The organism is Parapedobacter koreensis (genome assembly GCF_900109365.1).
GTDB classification, from domain to species: Bacteria; Bacteroidota; Bacteroidia; order Sphingobacteriales; family Sphingobacteriaceae; genus Parapedobacter; species Parapedobacter koreensis.
In genome coordinates this window covers 12357-31716 of the sequence record NZ_FNZR01000001.1, presented here as the reverse complement: position 1 = coordinate 31716, position 19360 = coordinate 12357, and the positions used below count along the sequence as shown (strand labels likewise).

21 protein-coding genes are annotated in these 19360 nt (G+C 46.5%); 11 read left to right on the top strand and 10 right to left on the bottom strand.

What is annotated here, in order from left to right; all coding sequences use genetic code 11:
• Positions 1-72: 72 nt before the first annotated feature.
• The gene (locus BMW65_RS00180) at positions 73-1260 is read right to left on the bottom strand and encodes a serine hydrolase domain-containing protein (protein ID WP_090601835.1); all 1188 of its coding nucleotides are present in this window, start codon (positions 1258-1260) and stop codon (positions 73-75) included.
• Between the two features lie 174 nt (positions 1261-1434).
• On the opposite strand from BMW65_RS00180, the gene BMW65_RS00175 reads away from it, so the two are divergent.
• From BMW65_RS00175 to BMW65_RS00160, 4 genes are all read left to right on the top strand, one after another.
• A complete protein-coding gene (locus BMW65_RS00175; protein ID WP_090601834.1) occupies positions 1435-1962 on the top strand; it encodes a hypothetical protein in 528 nt (175 codons plus the stop codon).
• 227 nt (positions 1963-2189) lie between these two features.
• A complete protein-coding gene (locus tag BMW65_RS24505; protein ID WP_245747423.1) occupies positions 2190-2408 on the top strand; it encodes an SDR family NAD(P)-dependent oxidoreductase in 219 nt (72 codons plus the stop codon).
• A 2-nt stretch (positions 2409-2410) separates the two neighbouring features.
• Complete coding sequence (locus BMW65_RS24500; RefSeq protein WP_245747420.1) at positions 2411-2635, top strand: Rossmann-fold NAD(P)-binding domain-containing protein; 225 nt, start codon at positions 2411-2413, stop codon at positions 2633-2635.
• Positions 2636-2703: 68 nt separating this feature from the next.
• The gene (locus BMW65_RS00160; RefSeq protein ID WP_090601832.1) at positions 2704-3726 is read left to right on the top strand and encodes an LLM class flavin-dependent oxidoreductase; all 1023 of its coding nucleotides are present in this window, start codon (positions 2704-2706) and stop codon (positions 3724-3726) included.
• Positions 3727-3823: 97 nt separating this feature from the next.
• Here the strand turns inward: BMW65_RS00160 and BMW65_RS24640 are convergent, their stop codons facing one another.
• From BMW65_RS24640 to BMW65_RS00140, 5 genes are all read right to left on the bottom strand, one after another.
• On the bottom strand, positions 3824-3946 hold the full coding sequence (locus BMW65_RS24640; RefSeq protein ID WP_262497287.1) for a hypothetical protein: 123 nt from the start codon (positions 3944-3946) through the stop codon (positions 3824-3826).
• 155 nt (positions 3947-4101) lie between these two features.
• Positions 4102-4440, bottom strand: a complete 339-nt coding sequence (locus BMW65_RS00155) for a DUF3817 domain-containing protein (protein ID WP_090601831.1) — start codon at positions 4438-4440, stop codon at positions 4102-4104.
• A 2-nt stretch (positions 4441-4442) separates the two neighbouring features.
• Positions 4443-4907: a hypothetical protein gene (locus BMW65_RS00150; protein WP_090601829.1), complete on the bottom strand. Its 465-nt coding sequence runs from the start codon at positions 4905-4907 to the stop codon at positions 4443-4445.
• 74 nt (positions 4908-4981) lie between these two features.
• Positions 4982-5572 (bottom strand): TetR/AcrR family transcriptional regulator, encoded by a 591-nt coding sequence (locus BMW65_RS00145; RefSeq protein ID WP_090601828.1) that lies wholly within the window; start codon positions 5570-5572, stop codon positions 4982-4984.
• Between the two features lie 125 nt (positions 5573-5697).
• Positions 5698-5895, bottom strand: a complete 198-nt coding sequence (locus BMW65_RS00140; RefSeq protein ID WP_090601826.1) for a DUF6496 domain-containing protein — start codon at positions 5893-5895, stop codon at positions 5698-5700.
• Between the two features lie 881 nt (positions 5896-6776).
• Here BMW65_RS00140 and BMW65_RS00135 point away from each other — a divergent pair.
• The 6 genes from BMW65_RS00135 to BMW65_RS00110 all read left to right on the top strand — a co-directional run bounded on the left by BMW65_RS00135 (position 6777) and on the right by BMW65_RS00110 (position 14136).
• Positions 6777-8378 carry a hypothetical protein gene (locus BMW65_RS00135; protein ID WP_143053741.1) on the top strand — a complete coding sequence of 534 codons (1602 nt, stop codon included), beginning with the start codon at positions 6777-6779 and terminating at the stop codon, positions 8376-8378.
• Positions 8379-8393: 15 nt separating this feature from the next.
• A complete protein-coding gene (locus tag BMW65_RS00130) occupies positions 8394-8945 on the top strand; it encodes a papain-like cysteine protease family protein (RefSeq protein WP_090601822.1) in 552 nt (183 codons plus the stop codon).
• A gap of 11 nt (positions 8946-8956) precedes the next feature.
• Entirely contained in the window at positions 8957-9505 is a 549-nt protein-coding gene (locus tag BMW65_RS00125; protein ID WP_090601821.1) for a hypothetical protein, read from the top strand.
• Positions 9502-11823 carry a hypothetical protein gene (locus BMW65_RS00120; RefSeq protein WP_090601819.1) on the top strand — a complete coding sequence of 774 codons (2322 nt, stop codon included), beginning with the start codon at positions 9502-9504 and terminating at the stop codon, positions 11821-11823. Before BMW65_RS00125 ends, BMW65_RS00120 begins: the two co-directional genes overlap by 4 nt.
• Positions 11824-12098: 275 nt before the next feature.
• On the top strand, positions 12099-13349 hold the full coding sequence (locus BMW65_RS00115) for a putative DNA modification/repair radical SAM protein (protein ID WP_090601817.1): 1251 nt from the start codon (positions 12099-12101) through the stop codon (positions 13347-13349).
• 1 nt (position 13350) lies between these two features.
• A complete protein-coding gene (locus BMW65_RS00110; protein WP_090601816.1) occupies positions 13351-14136 on the top strand; it encodes a TIGR03915 family putative DNA repair protein in 786 nt (261 codons plus the stop codon).
• 37 nt (positions 14137-14173) lie between these two features.
• On the opposite strand, the gene BMW65_RS00105 is transcribed toward BMW65_RS00110, so the two are convergent.
• Together BMW65_RS00105 and BMW65_RS24020 are read right to left on the bottom strand one after the other, a co-directional pair.
• Positions 14174-14680 (bottom strand): pyridoxamine 5'-phosphate oxidase family protein, encoded by a 507-nt coding sequence (locus tag BMW65_RS00105; protein WP_090601814.1) that lies wholly within the window; start codon positions 14678-14680, stop codon positions 14174-14176.
• A 196-nt stretch (positions 14681-14876) separates the two neighbouring features.
• Positions 14877-15182 carry a hypothetical protein gene (locus BMW65_RS24020; RefSeq protein WP_090601813.1) on the bottom strand — a complete coding sequence of 102 codons (306 nt, stop codon included), beginning with the start codon at positions 15180-15182 and terminating at the stop codon, positions 14877-14879.
• Between the two features lie 5 nt (positions 15183-15187).
• Here BMW65_RS24020 and BMW65_RS00095 point away from each other — a divergent pair, with 5 nt between their 5' ends.
• On the top strand, positions 15188-15610 hold the full coding sequence (locus BMW65_RS00095) for a hypothetical protein (RefSeq protein ID WP_177180930.1): 423 nt from the start codon (positions 15188-15190) through the stop codon (positions 15608-15610).
• A 23-nt stretch (positions 15611-15633) separates the two neighbouring features.
• Here the strand turns inward: BMW65_RS00095 and BMW65_RS00090 are convergent, their stop codons facing one another.
• Both BMW65_RS00090 and BMW65_RS00085 read right to left on the bottom strand, forming a co-directional pair.
• Positions 15634-16371, bottom strand: a complete 738-nt coding sequence (locus tag BMW65_RS00090) for a LytR/AlgR family response regulator transcription factor (protein ID WP_090601809.1) — start codon at positions 16369-16371, stop codon at positions 15634-15636.
• Entirely contained in the window at positions 16352-19348 is a 2997-nt protein-coding gene (locus BMW65_RS00085; RefSeq protein WP_090601808.1) for a sensor histidine kinase, read from the bottom strand. Before BMW65_RS00085 ends, BMW65_RS00090 begins: the two co-directional genes overlap by 20 nt.
• Positions 19349-19360: the final 12 nt, after the last annotated feature.

The following is a 19360-nucleotide window of genomic DNA, read 5'->3' as shown; positions in this document are numbered from 1 at the left end:
TTCGGCTAATTTAATGCATTATATCTATTCTTTAAATTTTATGGCACAAATAACCAATCAATCACCGGATCATCAGAATTGATCGATATCCTGCCAGGGAATAGTTTCCTCGAACGCGATGTAATTGATGATGTTGATGAAGCCATACAATCCGTTTTCAGGCGTCGGTTGCCGACGCCCGTTTGCCGCTGCGGCAATACAAATGCCATTGCCGTTGCGATATAAGATGGCAAACGTGCCGGGCAGGCTTCCCCACCAAAACCATTCATCGCCCTGCACGACCCAGCCACACCCGAAGTCGAATCCAAATCCCTTGCTTGCCGGCGTCACCGTGGTCATCGTTTCAATGGTCGCTTGGGTTAGGATGTCCGGCCGCGTACCTGCGCCATCCACCGCTGTCGCAAAGCGGAGCAGGTCCGTCGGTGTACTCAGCCAGCCGAACGCGCCGGCTGCCCGGGCAAACTGGGTGTAGTCATACACAAAGTTGACGTCGCCACCTTGGCCGTAGTACTTCACCTCCTGTTCCAGCCTACCGGCCAATGAAGTACTAGCGATGGCCGTTTGCGTTGCACCCACTTCATTCAGGATTTCTTCCTGCACATACTGTGCATACGGCTTGCCACTGGTCTTTTCGATGACGCTGGCCAGCAGCATATAGCCGAAATTGCTATACGCAAAAGCACTGCCAGGCGCATTGGCGAGCGGCAGATTGTCGACGGTCCAATTGATTACACCATCGGCGTCCAGGCTGCGATCGAAAAAAGCAGGGTCATTATCCTGGCCCCAGCCACCAATCGTGTGGTGTAACAGATCACTCAAGGTGATATCCGTGATATAGGGCTTATACGGTTGTGTACCATAGTCGGTAGCCAGTATCCCATCCGGTCCGAACACTTTTTGGTCCATGGCCAATCTACCATCCTGAATCAGTTGCATTACCGCCACCGAAGTAAACAGCTTACTCACGCTGGCCACGCGAAATCGCGAGTCGGCGGTTACTTCCTCCCCGCTCTCCACATCTGCCTGGCCGTAGCCTTTGCGGTATACCAGTTGGCCGTCCTTGCTGACCGCCAAGGATGCTCCCGGAAAACCATGGTCGGTGATGAAATTTTCCATCCGTTCGTCGATTCCGCTGATATCCTCTTGTGTCAGTTCAGGTGGTTCTGGCTGCGGTTCATCCGTATCTTTCGAACAAGCAGCCGTCAGCGCAAATACTACAAGATTAATTACGAGCCATTTTCCAACATACATTTTTTTCATTGTTCAATTGTTTTAAGCGACTATTCAAGTTTTACCGGCAGACCGATTGCACGGCTTTTACTGTTAAATCGAAATGAAAAGAAAAAGGTCATCAAAGTGGATGAAGCCTTTATTCACGTTAAGATTTAATGCCCGTTTAATTCTGGTTTAATACGCCGTTCTTTGCTTTGAAGTATGAAACGATTCATACCCGTTCTACCCCTTCTTTTTTTGGCTAACTGGTTGACAATCGGCGTACAAGGCCAGCCTCGGGAAGATTACCGGCTTATTGCCGGCACATCCTTTACACAAGCTAAAAACGTTTACTTACTTACCTTGATTGAAGCAGATCAATTAGTGAGGAAAGTCATCGAATCGGATGCCGTTTTGGCTGGACTCGGACAGGCAAAGCGGCAACGGTTAGCCGAGTCATTGACTGCCTGTGGCGATAGTGCAGCGTGTTATGCTGCTGCCATGCCGTTTACGTCCGCAGAAATAGATAGTGTGGCCATGCGGCTGGCTGAGCTCGCTCGGCGTGAAGCGGTGCTGCAGCAATTGGTTGAAAATCACCTCATGCCTTCGGGTGCTTATCAGCGTTACGTGAATGACGACCTCGCAGAATGGTTTGCAGCCGCTTGGCGTCAGGACGCGCGGACCGTAAACCACATCATCGCCGTGTATGCACAGGGGAAGAAATCTTGCTTAGAAACTGGAAAGAATTAGTCCCTTGGTCTCACAGGGTGCTACAACCCGTTACCTGGAATTCATGAAAAAATATCCAAATCTGGCAAACCGGATTCCTTTGTCCTACATAGCGTCATATTTGGGAATAGCCCCTCAATCCCTAAGTAGGATACGGAGAAATATACGGTGAATGCTCTTTTAACAAATGTTCAGTGGTTTCATAGCGGCGTACGCGAACTTTGCAATAGCAAATAACTAATAAAGATATGAAATCAGCATTAATTACAGGTGCCAATAACAGCATTGGGTTTGAAGTAGCCCGGGCGTTGTTGAAACGGGGATACTTTGTTTTTCTTGGAAGCAGAAACCTTGAAAATGGTTTGAAAGCGGTTGAGAAACTTAAGTCCGATGGGTTGACCAAAGTGGAAGCTGTTCAACTGGATGTAACCGACGAATTTTCCATAAAAGCCGCCCATGAGCATTAAACATGTATACCATCGTTTTAGCATATGAGTTGTGTGGTACGTCCTTTAAGATTAATGCGGTTGATCCGGGTTTCACCTCCACAGATTTTAACAATCATAATGGGACTGGAACTGCCGAAGAAGCCGCAAAGCGAGTGGTTAAATATGCCACAATTGGGGCTGATGGCCCCAGTGGAAAATTTTTCAGTGACGAATATAACCCGGAAAACGGCGAAATACTTTGGTAAGGGATTGAAAGTGCCTGACGTCATTGACGTGTGCCTTTAATGATAATCATTACCTTTGTAAACGATTTATGAAGAAAATAGGATTTTTATCGTTCGGACATTGGTCCAATCATCCGGCTTATAAAACCCGTACAGCAAGTGATACGTTGCTTCAGTCCATCGATTTGGCTGTTGCCGCTGAAGAAATTGGTTTGGATGGGGCGTATTTTCGGGTGCATCATTTTGCGGCCCAGTTAGCCTCGCCATTTCCCTTGCTTTCGGCTGTTGGTGCCAAAACAAGCCAAATAGAGATCGGAACCGCTGTCATTGATATGCGTTATGAAAATCCACTGTATATGGTGGAAGATGCCGGAGCAGCTGATTTAATTTCGGAGGGGCGATTACAGCTGGGCATCAGTAGAGGTTCGCCAGAGCAAGTAATCGATGGCTGGCGCTATTTCGGTTACGAACCAGGAGAAGGAGAAACCGATGCCAATATGGGACGCCGCAAAGCGTTGGAGTTTTTGGATAAGCTACAAGGCGTCGGATTTGCCCAGCCAAACCCGTACCCTATGTTTCCGAATCCACCGGGCCTGTTACGGTTGGAGCCACACTCCGAAGGGCTGCGCGAACGTATTTGGTGGGGAGCTGCTTCCAATGCAACAGCGGTCTGGGCCGCCGAAAACGGCATGTACCTGCAGAGCTCCACCCTGAAATACGACGAAAGCGGTAAGCCTTTCCATGTACAGCAAGCAGAACAGATCAGGCTGTACAAAGAAGCGTGGAAAAAAGCAGGGCACCAGCGCGAGCCAAGGGTTTCGGTGAGTCGGTCTATTTTTGCGTTAGTCACCGAGCAAGACCACTATTTCTTTGGTCAGGAGACGGGTAGGGTAGATAAAATCGGATTTATTGAACAGGATAAACGCGCCATTTTTGGAAGAAGTTATGCTGCTGAGCCGGATCAACTCATCAAGGAACTGGCCCAGGACGAAGCCATCCAGGAAGCGGATACCCTGCTGTTGACGATACCCAATACGTTAGGTGTTGATTACAATGTACACGTGCTCTCCGCTATTCTGGAGCATGTTGCACCCGGACTGGGCTGGCGTTAAAAAAATATTTTTTGAAAGGCCTAAAAATTGATTGATAGGTTATGTTACGCCTTTCTGTTACAATAATAAGGCTTTACTCATCATAGCGAATGTACTGTTATCTGAATACATAACCCAACAGGTAGTAAAGTATAATGAATACGATGATGGTTCCGATGCACCCCAACCCGAGTTTTCTCGCTCCCCATCCTGCAATCAATGCCCTGAATAATTTGTTCATAGCCTTCTTCTATTTTTATTTCGAAACTTTTGACAGGTTTACAACAAGATAGGGCCAGACAATGTTTTCGGGCGCTCACCATTTCCGTAAATTCATCATGAACTTTATCCACCCAAGAATGGAAGAATATAGGTAACTTGATTGCGCATACACCCCTAATTGGGTGTTTTACCACTCTGTTGTTCCCTGGCATGCAGCTTACGGAGCAGGGTATAATCAATATAAAAGGTGCCGAATGGAATGAAACAAGCTAAGAGCACCTTCCACGTGGTTTCCCTGAATTTCCATCGCTGTTCCACGCCGACTCGCAGCGCACTAAATACAAATAGCAGGAACAGTGCGCCATGGATTGGACCGATGGTTTTGACCAACGCAGGCTGGTCAAATCCGTATTTCAGCGGCACGGCGATAAAAACGAGGACAAGCAGGGATAAGCCCTCTATGAAGGCACAGAGCCTTAGCCGTCCGATGGTGGTGGTAAAAAACGTTTTCATGATTAAAATGTTCGAAGATAGGGCCTGCCCGACAGGGGCGAAAATGGCCAGGGAATAGCAATGAAAATGATAAGTAGCGCGACGGAGAACCAGACTAACATGGTACGGAATTTCTCTACGTCGGTGGGTTTCCGTTTTGCCATGGCCGAGCCGATGGTCAACAGGACAATGGCGGCCAGCATAAGGGCGGAGTGGATTAAACCGTAGAATGTCAGGTTCAAATCGTGAAAGGCGGTTCGGTAGTGGTGCCAAAAAGACGACACGAGCGGGCTTTGCGTGTAAAGCAGCATGCCGATCATCAACTGGATGTGTGCCGCCGTCGCCGTCCAATGACGGAAGGCATTGTCGGTTTTAGCGAACGGTCGGTTACTAATCAAGCCAGCCGCTGCCCGGTAAATGGAATACACGATCAGGATCAAGACCGCCCAGCGGGCAAACGAATGCAGTAGCAATAATGTCGGATACATATGACGCGGTGATGATTTTTCTGCGCCAAAGGTAATCTAAAAACATACTAATCGGTATGTTTTAAAGGGAAAAATTAAGATAAACTATGTAGGTAGTTTTTAAGCTCCTGTAAGTAAGGTAAATAGATGGATTTGCTGTTTTCAAGTTTCCCGAAATTCCGGATTCCCCAGTAGCCCGACATGACGAATAGTGTGACCTGTTTGCTATTGACGTCCTTCCGGATGAATCCCTTTTCCTTCCCGTTTTCCAGGGCTGTAGCCATGGCCGTTTCCCATTCCCGGGTGATTTCGTCCAGTACCTTTCGGAAATCCGCGTTCCAGGGAGTCATCTCATGGGTGAAATTGGCAGCCGGGCAGCCGTACTCCACTTTCAGGAATTCATTTTCCATCAGAAGCCCGTGCATGAGATCGTATATAGCAACTACCGGATTGGCTTGGAGCTGCAAGGGTTGGATAAAGCTGTTGGCGAGTGCAGGCTTCAGGATTTCGTGCAAGATGGCAAGTCCCATTTCATCCTTGGTTTTGAAATGGTAATAAAATGCTCCCTTTGTCACTTTCGTCGTCGCAATGATCTCGTCTACACTTGTCGTTTGGTAGCTCTTGATGTAAATCAGCTCGAAAGCTTTCTCCAGGATCATCAATCGGGTCGCTGCTGCCTTTTTCATAGAAGATACCGCTCGGTCTGTTTGCAAAGAAACGAAAAATCGGCGGGTATTCCACGTGCAACCCGATCCGTTGCCGGAGCTTTATCCAGTGAGTTCCCGTGAACGGACCTGAATCATCCTTGATCCTAGCTCTTTTTCGCAGCAGTCTCCTTTTTCTTTTTGGGGACTTTAGCACCCTCTTTCCGGGCTTCCGATAGCCCGATGGCAATGGCCTGTTTCTTGGAGGTCACTTTCTTCCCGCTGCCGCTTTTCAGCGTTCCTTCTTTCTTTTCATGCAAAGCCTGCTCAACTTTCTCGCCTGCTTTTTTCGAATACTTTGCCATAATTCCATGTATTAATTTGCCTGTGATATTTTTGATAACAAACCTCGTATCAAATGGTTCTTAAGGTTTAAAAAACTAAATAAATTAGTTTTTGTTATGTCTGCCGTATGCCTAATGAAAAGAATAAGATAATCGAAGCCACTATCGACCCGGGATTGGATGATGTGGCTACTGCAGGAGTGGCCGAGGTACCAATCGATTCTGTGCAAAAAATTTGCGCTGATCTGGACAAGAGAAAGAAATAACGGAGCCAGTTTACCAGTAACTGATAACCGCATAGGCGGACTTGTTGGCATTGGTGATTCCTAATAAAAAATTAATCAAGGGATTGGATTTTTGGTTTAAATTGTGTTATTTTGATCAGGTAGTTACCGTGCCGGTCGGAAAGAGTTGTTTCATATTGTCGTTCTTTCGAATAAAATCCAATAACATCCTAAAAAAATCAACCTAAAATGAATTTTTTATATTCCACAGTCACTCGGTTTGGTGGTTTTATATTGATCTTATCACTCATCCATTCGGTCAATGTCACCTGTGGCAATGACCTAATTCGTTTTCGCATTTCGGATACCATCCGTATAGACGATAGCAAAAAACCGACGATTCTGGAAATTCCCCTTTTACTGAATCCGGCAATTACTTTTAAGGACGTTGTACTCAAATATAATAGGCCTTCATATATCAGCCATAATAACTACTCGGACAAAAGCTTTGTAGACGCGTTCAAAATCACCAAATCGGAGGGGGATATCCCTTGTATCACCGTTGAGGTCAATGTTGGCTCCCTTCGGAAACATGGGACATATAAGGGAGAGATTGTTTTTTCGGTAAATCAGGTAGATATCCCGGTGCCGTTTACTATCATAAAACCTGCGGTGGCCTTGACTTTTATTGATACTGTTCGCGTGGAAATCGTAGCAGGGAAACTGAAGCTCAACCCGCTGCTGATTAAGGAAACCGGATTGCAAGCAGGAATCGACAGCCTTATTATAGCAGTGCCTTATTTTAAAAAAGCAAACACCAGTGCCACATTGACAGTTACAAATCCTCACCGAATCCCTGCGGGTTCGGTTATCGGGGTGACATATGATGTCCCAGACGAGTTTAAGAAGGATTTACCCTTGGGTGTGACAGTCGGTAGTTTTGAACTCTTTTCGCCGGAGATGAAAGAGCAATTGGTTGTCCCCATCAAAATAGTCAAAAAACGTGGCGGTTTTTGCTTGTTATTCTGTTTGTTTTCCGGCCTATTGTTGGGATGGGTGGTAAGGCACTATTTGCAAAATAAAAAGGACTCGGAAGAGTCAAAATTAAGTGCCTTGGCGTTGCTGGAGAAAATGACGCAGGAAAAGGATCGTGTAAAGGATGGTAAATTCAGAACAGAGGTAGCAAAACTGATAAATGATTTGGACACCAAACTACAGAAACATACCTTCTTTGCGGATATGTTGAAGTCTACCAACACCCTTGAAAATGAAATGAATTCGACTCTTCAACAGTTTGAAGCGTGCAAATCGGATTTTGAACAAAGAATAGCCGGAGCGAAAAAGGAATGGATGGAAATTTCCAGCTGTTTTGAGTCCGTAGGTTATGCGCCTTTTATAAAAGAAAAGCTAGCTGAGGCTGAAAACGACTACCATTCGGCAAAAGCCAACCTGGAAGAGGGGGATTCGGAAAACGCGAAGGCGAATATCAAAAATGCGACCAATAGGATGAAAGGATTTCTTAGCGAATTTGCAGGTAAGCTTGACGGGTTGGTATTAGCAATTGAAGAGTATGACGTATATCCGCAAATAAACCCTGATCCGATCAAGGATAGCATATCACCTGCTATGCAAGGGATCAAAGCCGATTTGACACAGCTCCTAACGGTTGAAACCCCGGTCTCCATCGGAGTAGCGTTGGCAGACAAGATTAAGCGAAACTTTGACAATATATTACAACTTATAAAGAGAAGATTGACCAAACGATTCTATGAACTGGAAATCGAGAGCGGAGGATCCGGGTCATGGCAATCGTTTTACCAAAGTTTTGAAGCTTGGAAGCAATCAATTGATGGTATCTTGAGAGACCCTTATCGCGAAATGGACAGCAACGTATTGGTGACATTGGCTAAACATTGGAGCGTATTCGAGCAAGAACCAAAAGTAGCCTTATTAGATGGGACAATGACTGGGGTCGACATGGAAGTGTTGACTGTTTATGAGCATGATCCATTACCGGTCGGAATCCAATTTACAGGCCAAATCCCAGGAATTGCACCGGTTTCCGTCAGGTTGCACCAGGCCAGGAAGCACTGGCTTGTTTATTCGTTAGTGCAAACATTTTTACTGTGGTTTGTTTTGGCGCTTATTGCTTTTAAGTTTTATGCCCCTGATTTTATTGGTAAAACAGATGAATTGATTGTGATCTTTCTTTTCGCCTTTGGCGTTGACATCACGGTAGACAATGTCATGCAGCTACGGGATAAGATAAAGTTCCCTTAAGGGAGGAGGTGCATTATGGAATTAAACCCGGCGTTGTTTATACCAGCAGAAATGGTAGGGATCGGAAATCGATCGGTCACCTTGCTTGATTTTCCGATTGAAAAACAGGGTATGTCAAACTTGTGCTGGGCAGCTGTGACAGCAAGCGTGTGCAAGTATTATGGCAGCCCATCGCTGAGTCAAAAACAAATTGTGGCCAAAGTAACCGGTAAACCGATCTGCGCCACTAGTCCTCCTGTTCCTTATTGCAACGACACCGCTGATCTTGGCGTAGCACTCAATTCAATCAATCACTTGGGACAATCGTTTAATGGTTCCTTGTCGCAGGAGGACGTAGTCAGTTACCTGAATGACGGACATCTTATCGGGTGCCAGTTATACCTGCCTCACCTTGGAGGTGGCCATGCAGTTATTATCTATGGCGCGTTCAACGATACCACCGGAAATTTGATGCTACGGATTGCAGACCCAAATGATCCAATTTTATTGTCGATGACTTATCCGCAGTTTTTGAATAATTACAGAAATGTTAAGGGGCAATGGATTCGTTCATACCTCACTGTATAATTCTTTTAATTATGGCTATTACCTCCGACCAGTATCCGCCGGCAATTATCATCCGCTTAAAGCGGCAGACACGCGGATTAATCAAAAAGCAGGCAATTCCTTTACCCCAAACGGAACACAAACAGTTTTATATCGCAGGCGTCATCCAAATACAGCAGATTAGAGATTACAATGAGCCTGAAATCAGCGCTTCGGATCCGGAAGGTTACCGCGTGTTAATCAGTCAGGGCAAGGAGGTGGTTCAGGGCCTCGATTTTTATTTCCGGGGCCAACGCCTGTTTTTTTTACATGCCTTTTCCGGTGCTAAATTAGGGGAATTTGTCGAAGCGCTCAATGCAATAGAAGAAAAGTACAGGCATAAACGAGGTAAACAGAAAATTTGTTTCGTTGAATTTCTTCATGCCGAGCAAACCTATCTGTCTGTTTTCACAGATTTAGGCCTTTCCTTTTACACTTATCGGGATCATCAACTGAAGAAAACCAGTAACGCGCAAATCAAAAAAAAGTTATTCAAGTTGCAGTCAAACCTCCAGCCATTGGCCAGCATAGACAAGTTATGAAATCACCCCTTTACTTCTGGATTTTATTGGTCCATATGTTTTTTACCGGGCCTTCGGCACTTGCGCAGCATAGCCAGTCCGCCATATACGATGCCATTGCACTGATGAATGCTAAACACGGCATAAATGTCATCATGATGCCCGATGCGAGAGGTTATCACACCATTGATCCATTGACCGGAGTATTAGGGGGTGTCGGGCAAACAGCACCGTTGCCTGCTACGTTTACAGATTCTGCAGACTCAGAAGGAATCATTATTAGGATACTCGCCCGCAATGTGGGCCTGCCAGACACGGCTTCCCGTGACGAAATTAAAACCGCATATGCGAGCAACCCCTTTTTAAAGGATATCTTGGATGTTGCTCCAAAGCGTTTTGGATCTGGCTCAATCTTATTAAACCAAATTGAGAAGCTTTTTGTAGATTCCCAATCCGGACTTGGGACGACCAGCGTATTTAGCAACCTGAGTAATGGGACAGCAGATTTCCTCATTAAACGTGCCCAAGGAGAACTTTCGGTGGCCGTCATCCAGCGGCTGAAAGATTTCACGAAACATTATTCCGAATTTGATGTGCTTTTTCCCCGGACAATGAATCTGATTAAGCCAGTTGCAGCGTATGACTATGCCAAAACCCTGAATGCGATGAAGAGCGCCTTGCAGGAAGATTTCAGCCACTTTCCGGCGCATTTACCGGGGTTATATTCGATACCCAGGTATCAGGAGTATAATAAAAGGGTTCCACTGATGACCTTGCTGTTTACCGCATCGGAAATGCTGACAGCGCTGGATGGGAAAAAGAACATTAGCAGAAGCATCCATGATTTGGATACCTGCCGGTTTTTGGAAGCACAGAACAATTATTCAGGTTTTGTACGCGTGGTGGTGCTAGCTTCTGATAACCTGCGTAAGAAAACGCTGGCACAGGCTGAGGGTAGCGAGTTTGATTATATTTCAACCAGTGAGATCGAAAAAATAACAAATGGTAAATTAGCCAACAAAGCCGAATTGGCCCGTTACTTTTTAGGGCTATTATACCAAAAGGGTAAGAATATTCCGTTCTGGTCCGTTTCCGGGAATGTGACGGCGTCGGCGTTACTAGAAGGGTGGGAGGGATCCAGTGATATTGAATTCGGTGATTTGCTTGATAAGGTTTCGGTTGCATCCGAAACCATTCAGAAACTAGCGATGGAATTACCAAAAATTAAAGAGGCTGACAACGGAACCAGCCCGTTGTGGGGCAAGCCGTTTTTTTCTCCGGAAAGATATGTCATCTACAACCAGGTCATTATGAATACGATCTTGCTCTGTGAACCGTTTATAGCAGATCGAGGAACCAACACGTTGGTTCAACAGGAACTACAGCGGATAAGCGGATATTGGCCAACCTTTTCCGGGCATACGATCAACATGATTAAGGCACTCTCGCAGCAAGAATACAGCCTTGCTATTGACGACTTGGTTCATTTGCTGGATCTTGTTAGCCGGTATATGGAAGACAGAAAGGGAGAAGCCGATTTTAAGAAGGATTTGGTTAATGACGTTAATGGAAGGATAGATCAGGATGTCAAAGCAATCAACAATCGCATTATGACTATTAAAAAGGAACTCAATGCAATAAACGGTTTAAGCCCCACCACACTTTTGGAAAAGGCAACGGTTTATGACCAAAAGGAAAGCTTATCGCGTGAGCAGGATTACCTGGAGCAACAGCTGAAAGAATTGGATTGGCAGAAAAAAAACGCAGATAAATATGTTTTTAAGTTGTACAAGGTGACTGAATATTATAAACTTTTTGCAGCACTGGGTCAAGCCGAAAATGGGCAGCAGGTAGAGTCGTTACTGGAATCTTATGCACTCCCATCCGGCAGTTCCAGAATTAAAAAAGAAACAGATTTCAATCTCGCATTCAATGCGTACGTGGGAGGTTACTTCGCCAGAAATAAGACAGGGGGTACTGGGTTCAGTAATCAATATGGATTGACCGCACCGATTGGACTCGCTTTGAGTCGCGGCTGGCGGAAGGCCGGTAGTGCAAGTCTGTTAGCTGGAATGTTTGATATCGGCGGTATTATCCGTTATAAGCTGGACAACGAGGGAGCGTATCAGCAGGATGTAAACCTGGTGGGCCTTATTTCCCCCAGCCTTCAAGTTGTCTATGGATTTCCGTTCTACCTGCCCCTTTCCTTCGGAGCGGGTTGGCAATGGACGACACCGGTAACAGCCAGTAGTAACAAAATCCATTTAAAACCGCACTTCAACCTTTTTCTCGCTGTCGACATTCCGATGTTTAACCTGAGTGTCGTCCGGAAAAAATGAAAAAGCTAACTTTTTTTAAAGTTTTTCACGAAGTATATTTAGTTCCAGTTGCAAGAGATACTGTGACCTTCCCCTTTCTGTCGGGCCGCTATTGAATGTCCTATTTTTTTGTGAACCTAATTCAACTTGTCCACAATATCTTATCTTACACCCCCAAGGTCGTCGATAAATTAGCTAGCTGTATGAAATTAAATGAGCTGATCGGAAGTTTAAAACATTTTGTTCAATTGTATTTATTTTGCTAATTTTGTTATCATATATATAGCAAGTAAACATTGGAAATAACGGAAAAACTCAACATATTAGCTGATGCGGCCAAGTACGATGTATCCTGCGCATCAAGCGGCGGCACAAGGAAAAACACCAAAGGCGGTTTGGGAAACAGCCATATTTCAGGCATATGCCACAGTTACACGGAAGATGGGCGGTGCGTGTCATTGCTCAAGATCCTATTGACCAACCATTGCATCTACGATTGTGCATTCTGCGTATCCCGCCGGAGCAATGACATCAAACGGGCGGCCTTCAAGGTACAGGAGGTCGTCGATCTGACCATCAATTTCTACCGCCGCAACTATATCGAGGGGTTGTTCCTCAGCTCGGGTATTTTCAAGGATGCCGATTACACCATGGAGCGCTTACTGCGCATCGTCAAAAAGCTACGCACCGAGGAGCGGTTCAATGGATATATCCACCTGAAGACCATACCCGGCGCGAGCGAAGCGCTCATCCGCGAGGCCGGGTTATATGCCGATCGGATGAGCATCAACCTGGAGATGCCCACCGAGCAGGGCCTCAGACTGCTCGCGCCCGAAAAGTCGCATGCGCCCGTAAAGCATTCCCTGCAATTGGTTAGCCAGTCCATTGCCCAATTCAAGGAAGAGCGCAAGCTCCTCCGGCATGTGCCACGCTTCGTGCCCGCCGGGCAGAGCACCCAGATGGTCGTTGGGGCCACCCCTGAAACTGACATGGACATTATGCATACGGCCCATCATTACTACAAGACATATAACCTGAAACGCGTGTACTACGCCGGTTATATTCCCATCAGCTACGATAGCCGGTTGCCAGCCATGGGTACACAGCCCCCGCTGCTGCGCGAAAACCGGTTGTACCAAACCGATTGGCTGATGCGGTTTTATGGTTTTGAAGTGCATGAACTATTGAATCCCTTGCATCCTCACCTGGATGTCGAAATCGATCCAAAGCTAAGTTGGGCACTCCGCCATATGGAGCAATTTCCCGTAGACATCAATACGGCCGACTACCGCCTCATCCTCCGTGTGCCCGGCATCGGTGTCGGATCGGCAAAAAAAATCGTGCAAGCCCGCAAATTCGGCAGCCTGCGGTTTGACCAACTGAAGCAAATCGGTGTAGCGGTGAATCGCGCGAGGCATTTTATCCGATGTGCAGACAGTCCCTTTTCAATCGGCGACCCCACCGCCAATGTTATACGCGCCCAGATACTGGCCTCAACCACCAGCAAGTATATCGAAAAGTCCGTGCTTCAACTATCCTTGTTCTGAGATGTGGGTATACCTGTTTGACGGCACGTTCATCGGTCTGTTAACCGCTGTTTTTGAGCGCTACGACCGGAAGCAACATCCGGTACGGATCGCGCCGCAACAGCGATATGCCCCGGGGCTGATGGATGAGCCCGTTGCGGTCGTGTCTGATGATACGAAAGCCCGCCGGGTGTGGCAAGGCCTTGGAAAACGGCTGAACACGGATTGGATGTCGCGTCTTTATGCCGCCTTTTTGGGCGAACAGCCGGAAGGGTTTCAGCATCTTTTTGATTTGGCCTGTTACATCATCAACCATGGTGGTGATGTCATTGCCAACTACGGCAATCCACATGTGCTGTATGTGGCCCAGCTCCACCGGAAAGTGCACCGCGAAAAGCACCGTATGGAAGCCTTTGTGCGGTTTCAGCAATTGGCTGACGGCATATTTTTCGCGTTGGTGGAGCCTGATTTCAACGTATTACCCTTAATCAGCCGCCATTTCAAAAACCGCTACGCAGACCAGCGATGGACGATTTACGACCGCCGCCGCGACTATGGCATCCACTACGACGGCAGCGGCGTGAGCGAGGTGACGATTGATTTCATCCAGCACACAGGCAAGCATCGAGGCGTACTCCCCGCCGATCTCCTGGCAGAACAGGAAGTCTTGTACCAAACCCTGTGGCAAGGTTATTTCAAGAATGCCACGATCCCATCGCGCAAAAACACCACGTTGCACATCCGGCACGTCCCCCGGCGATATTGGAAGCACCTTACCGAGAAGGCTTTCCTCCCTTTAGCGCTTTGAGCGGTAGGCCGCTAAATCCGTCCAGTGGTTCCGTGCATCATACCTTTAACTCGCCTTCCCGGCCCTCGTCGTTTTTAGCGCCGGTAAACGCGCTGAAAAGTGTTTTGGCGTAGGCAATCATCTTGTTGCTTTTGGTATCCCAGTAATGAGCTTCTTCGGGATTCACCTTGAGCAGAATGATGTTGGGGTCGTCTATGCCTTTTTCAAACCATCCCTCCACAAACTTGTTCCAGTATTTTTCGATGCGCCGCCGATCGTACAGCGCTTCGGCCCTGCCGTAGACCGTGAGGTACTTGAAATCGCCCGGCGCAGCGTAAAAAAGCTGTACGTGCGGGTCCTTATGGATATTGCGGTACTTCGTACTGTCTTTGCTGGCAAGAAACCAGCAATTGCCGTCTTCATCCACCTCCTGCGTACTCATGGGTGACGATTCGATGGGGGTCGAGGCGAGATCGGTGCAGAAAATGCAAAAATCGATGTCTTTTACCAAGCGCATCAACTTTTCGACAGCCTCTTGGCGGTCATGGATGTGTTCTGTGCTCATGATGCTACGTTTGTGGGAGAAACAGCCGATATGGAAAAAAGTTTTCGGCCCGTTGAGTGCGGCTGCAAGCGGACCACTTGCAGTAAGCGCCTTTTAATAATCAGTGAATCGTGCGGTTCTTTCTTTTAAGAACGCGATAACAGTCTCCTCTGACGCAAATCGGTTCCCGATGTTCACAAAATTCCTGGCCAACGGATCATATCGCTTTGCGAGCAAGAGCACGGCAACCATCATCAATTTTTTCCGGTTTCTCTTTTTCAAATAGGCAGCGAGGTCGTATAACCAAGAAGCTCTTCAGCGAGTCACGTTGGTAAGACATGGTGGAGCTTTTGTCGTCTTTGAGATTGTTTTCGGCATGGTGCATACCCACATGGTGCGCATAGTAGGTATCGGCCATATGCCCGAAAAAGCGGCATTGATTAGCATATAAAAGATTGCCGCTGCCAGCCAGTCCCACCAGCAAATGGCTAAACAATAATACGGCATACGGAATCAGGAACAAAAGAATTGTGGATAGCGGTTTACAATGACCCGGTGTTCCTTGTAATCAGCAATAGTTTTATCCCTAAAAAAAACGAATTATTATTCAACGGGGGTCGGATTAAACAATTTAATGAACCGTTACCAACTTCTATTTGCCCAGCATATCGTCATCGAAAAAAATTCAACCCTATTTACCGTAAAGTTGCCAGTGATAAAGTCATGAAAATTTTGATCATAGAAGATGAAATAAATGCCGCAAAAGAGCTGGAAAGGATCTTGCTTGATCAGGATAGACCAAATGAGGTTCTTGCTATTCTCGACACCGTTGAAACGAATGCGGTCAGCTATATATTGAAACCCATCACGGAAGAGGCGATGGCGCGGATTATTACATCAAGCTCAGGGAAAAATAACAAAGTACCGATTACTGCCATTGCCATAAAGTAGGATATTATCGAGGACAATTGAAGCTATATTTTTTTGAAAAGCTGTAGGAATTCTTGTTTTTTATGGCGGCTCAGCGTGATATAAGTGCCATCTTGCATCACAATATCACCTCCTTCGCCACGGATGTAGTTTTTGATGTAGGTCAAATTGACCAGATGCGATTTATGGGCGCGAAAGAACAGGCCGTTATCTTGCAGGATCTCTTCAAACATGGATATATTCTTGCTAACGAGGTATTTTTCTGCTGAAGTCATCATGACGTGCGTATAAGAGCCGTTAGCCTCAAAATAAAGAATGTCGGGTATCTTGATAAAGTGTAGGCCTTTTTGCGTGGATAAAGCAAGTGTATCTGGAATCTGGCCGTTTTTAAATTGACTTACTTGGGCAATTTGTTCCCACGTAGCCAGCAATTCTTTGCGTTCATACTTTTGAATGGCTTGCGCCAATTCCTCGGCGTCAATAGGTTTTAAAAGATAGTCCAGCGCGTTTATTTTCAACGCGCGAATGGCGTATCGGTCATAAGCGGTGGTAAAGATTACCTGAAAGGGAATTTCATCGAATTGATTCAATACCTCGAAGCCATGCATATGAGGCATTTCGATGTCCAACAACAATAAATCGGGTTGTAGATTTTCAATCTGTGCTTTAGCCAATGTGCTATCTTGTACAGCGCCCACCAACTCTACTCCCTCGAGTTGTTCCAGTAGATAAGTTAATGTGACGATGGCATGTTTCTCGTCGTCAATAATCATTACGCGCATAGTTCAAATCAAAATAAATATATAAAATCACTTTGGTGCCCATAGGCTCTTGCTGCTCATTGTCATACAGATCGTGAATTTCCAACCGATTGGCCGGATGGTGCAATAGGAGGCGCTCTTCGACAATTTTTATACCGTGGGAAGGTAAATTTTTTTGAAACGACTGTTTCTTGGCTTTTGCTCGCCCGATACCATCGTCGCTAATGACGACAGTCAAGCGACCTTCTTCTTCCGATGTGAAATAAAGCGCTATGGTACCCTGTTCTTTCTTTGTGGCTATCCCATGCCAAATGGCATTTTCGACGAAAGGCTGGATAAGCATAGGGGGAAGACAGGTGTTGGACAGATCCAGATCGGAATCCATTTTTATCAGGTAGTCAAAACGATGCTCCAGTCTGACAGATTCAAGTTCGAGATACAAGCGCAATGTCTGTATTTCTTTTTCTAAAGGTATAAGCTGCTTGGTCGAATTATCCAAGATATTCCGCATCAACTTGGAAAAGGAAGTAAGGTAACGGCTTGCATCCTGGCTGTGGTTTTGAATGATATAGCTGTTGATTGAGTTCAGCGTGTTGAACATGAAATGGGGGTTCATCTGTGCCCGCAGCATTTGCATTTCCCGTTCCTTGATTTGCCGCTTGTAGGCTTCCTCTTTTCTTTGGCGATTTAGCAGGTAGCGATGGATGGCAAGTGCGAAAGCAATCAAGAGCAGGATAAGTAGGCCATAAAAGAGTTTTGATTCCACAAAGGTGGGGGGGACGATAAGGGAAATATGCAATTGTTTTTGTTGTGTAAACCCCAGGTTGTCATAACATAAAATATCAATGGTATAGTCACCGGGCGATAGTTGATTGAAGGATATTTCGGGGTTGTTGCCTATCGTTATCCATTCGTCGGCCGGCGAAATACGATACCTGTAGAATACCTTGTTTGGATCAGTATAATTTAGATCCGAGAAGTACACCATGATGTTTCGTTCACGTTGGTTCAGCTCGATGCGGTCGCTTTCGGGATAGCGCCACAGCCCATTGACCATAATCTTGGTGATCGCTAAGCGATTGGACAGCGTCCTGCTTAGCATATCTTTTGGGGTGATTCGGACCAGTCCATTCGCTATGCCCAAAACGATGTCTTTATTTTGTAAGACCTGATAGGCATGTAGGAGATCGTTGGTCGGCAAGCCATCCCAAAGTGAAATCTGGTCAACCTTGTCTCTCGATGGCAGATAAATATGAAGCCCTTCGGCGGTAGCAAAGAAAACGTTGCCCAGGCTGTCTTCTGAAATACCCTGTAGGTGGTTATTGGCAAAATGGTATTTGGTAGCATCTATTTGTTGGACGATGTGTCCCTCGTGGTCTACCGCATTCCAGCCGCCAAAGGCGGTGAAGAGAATAGCCGGCCGGTAAGGCGATACGAATATCCGATTGTAATAGTCGCCCACGAACTTGTTGTGGTCGGGGTTGATATGGCGGTCAGAAACCTCCACGAATGTTTCTTGCCGATCATCATAATAAGCGATGCCATATCCTTTCTGCACCCATCCCCCTAGCCATACACGGCCATTGCCATCCACTGCGATGTCGTTCCAAAGGTTGTCGGACCAAAAAGATTGCTGGTTTTTGAAGGGCCGAGAGATGGGACGCAAGCTAGGCCATTCATAGCGCACGATGTTGTGCGGAAAAAGTAACCAGAATTCGTTGGTCGACGCCAGGATGCTCTTTATTGGAGCGATGTCGGTTGCTGACGGTTCTATGGGAAGCCGAACCGGGTTTCCGTTTTGCCATTGAAAGATTCCTTGGTTGGACAGCAACAGCAGCTTACCATCTACTTGCTGGAGCGTCGTATAGGTCCTGTTTTCGCGGTTGCGGTAGATTTGCTCCCAGGAGTCCCCGTTCGTCGTTGTTCGCCAAAGCCTGCCTTGATTATCCAGGCATAGCAGGCTTTCTCCGTCCTCAACAATGGACTGGACAACTGCCGGACGGACTCCTTCTTGGTTATCCCATCGGGATATCCGGATACCCCGGCGGGGCGGAATGAGCTGAATCAGGCCCGAGGAACATCCGACCCAGAATTGTTGGGATAGGCTATCCATTTGTACATGGAGGATGGGCTGGTCGAATTGATGGACGGGAACAAAATTACCGCTTCGCAAGTGAAGTTCCCAGATGGTGGTTTCAGAATGACTATACAAGTGACTTTCATCGTGTTTGATAAAGCCCGTTATGGTTTCTTCATGAGGGCTTTGCAGCACGGTTAAGATTGATCCCTCCTTTGGGTTTATCCAAATCAATTTTTTATCCGTTGTAGCAAGGCATACTTGCCCGGCAGGGCCAAGGGACATGGAGGTCGTCAGTATGGCATGAATGTTTAAGTTAGGATGGGGGAAAACCCGGTTTGATGCCGCTGTCCAAAGAAAAATACCCGCCGGCGTGCCGATCCACACTTCGTCGGGAGCGATTTCCAAGAACGTGACCGTGTTAAACAGCCGTTTGTTGTCAGGGAAAAGCGGGTAAGTATACAGCTTGCCCTGCGGGGCAACATATTTTACCTGTGTAAAATCATGGCACCATATCCTGTTCTTACTGTCTACATACAGCGCATGGAAATGATCATTGTCAGGATCTGCATCGGTGTAATTTTTGGCCTGTACGGTAATGGGCTCGTCCGATAGATTCAGTACGCTCACTTTCTTTAGCGCTTGGCTATCTTCAAAATAGAGGGTGTCGCCTTTCACAAATTGAGCCGTGATTTGATGGCTTACGCGTTCTACGGGCGAGAAACGATACCCGTCGAACATGGTGAGCCCCTTGGAGCCGACGCAAAACAGAAAATGGTTTTCGTTGAAAAAGCTGTGCTGTATAAAATTGGAAGGTAACCCTTCGAAGTAGGTATATCGTTTTTCCCGATAAATAGACTGACCCGTGGTGTGCAGAGACAGGCAAACTAAAGCGAAAATCAAGCTGTACAAACATTTCATTTTCAGTCTGTA

Coding starts and splice junctions, on each gene's coding strand:
- BMW65_RS00145 (WP_090601828.1), bottom strand. CDS start 5,572: ATGAAAAAGGCAGCAGCGACCCGATTGATGATCCTGGAGAAAGCTTTC.
- BMW65_RS00175 (WP_090601834.1), top strand. CDS start 1,435: ATGAAACGATTCATACCCGTTCTACCCCTTCTTTTTTTGGCTAACTGG.
- BMW65_RS00140 (WP_090601826.1), bottom strand. CDS start 5,895: ATGGCAAAGTATTCGAAAAAAGCAGGCGAGAAAGTTGAGCAGGCTTTG.
- BMW65_RS24500 (WP_245747420.1), top strand. CDS start 2,411: ATGTATACCATCGTTTTAGCATATGAGTTGTGTGGTACGTCCTTTAAG.
- BMW65_RS00105 (WP_090601814.1), bottom strand. CDS start 14,680: ATGAGCACAGAACACATCCATGACCGCCAAGAGGCTGTCGAAAAGTTG.
- BMW65_RS00085 (WP_090601808.1), bottom strand. CDS start 19,348: ATGAAATGTTTGTACAGCTTGATTTTCGCTTTAGTTTGCCTGTCTCTG.
- BMW65_RS00120 (WP_090601819.1), top strand. CDS start 9,502: ATGAAATCACCCCTTTACTTCTGGATTTTATTGGTCCATATGTTTTTT.
- BMW65_RS00110 (WP_090601816.1), top strand. CDS start 13,351: ATGTGGGTATACCTGTTTGACGGCACGTTCATCGGTCTGTTAACCGCT.
- BMW65_RS00150 (WP_090601829.1), bottom strand. CDS start 4,907: ATGTATCCGACATTATTGCTACTGCATTCGTTTGCCCGCTGGGCGGTC.
- BMW65_RS00090 (WP_090601809.1), bottom strand. CDS start 16,371: ATGCGCGTAATGATTATTGACGACGAGAAACATGCCATCGTCACATTA.
- BMW65_RS24505 (WP_245747423.1), top strand. CDS start 2,190: ATGAAATCAGCATTAATTACAGGTGCCAATAACAGCATTGGGTTTGAA.
- BMW65_RS00180 (WP_090601835.1), bottom strand. CDS start 1,260: ATGAAAAAAATGTATGTTGGAAAATGGCTCGTAATTAATCTTGTAGTA.
- BMW65_RS00130 (WP_090601822.1), top strand. CDS start 8,394: ATGGAATTAAACCCGGCGTTGTTTATACCAGCAGAAATGGTAGGGATC.
- BMW65_RS00125 (WP_090601821.1), top strand. CDS start 8,957: ATGGCTATTACCTCCGACCAGTATCCGCCGGCAATTATCATCCGCTTA.
- BMW65_RS24640 (WP_262497287.1), bottom strand. CDS start 3,946: ATGAACAAATTATTCAGGGCATTGATTGCAGGATGGGGAGCGAGAAAA.
- BMW65_RS00160 (WP_090601832.1), top strand. CDS start 2,704: ATGAAGAAAATAGGATTTTTATCGTTCGGACATTGGTCCAATCATCCG.
- BMW65_RS00155 (WP_090601831.1), bottom strand. CDS start 4,440: ATGAAAACGTTTTTTACCACCACCATCGGACGGCTAAGGCTCTGTGCC.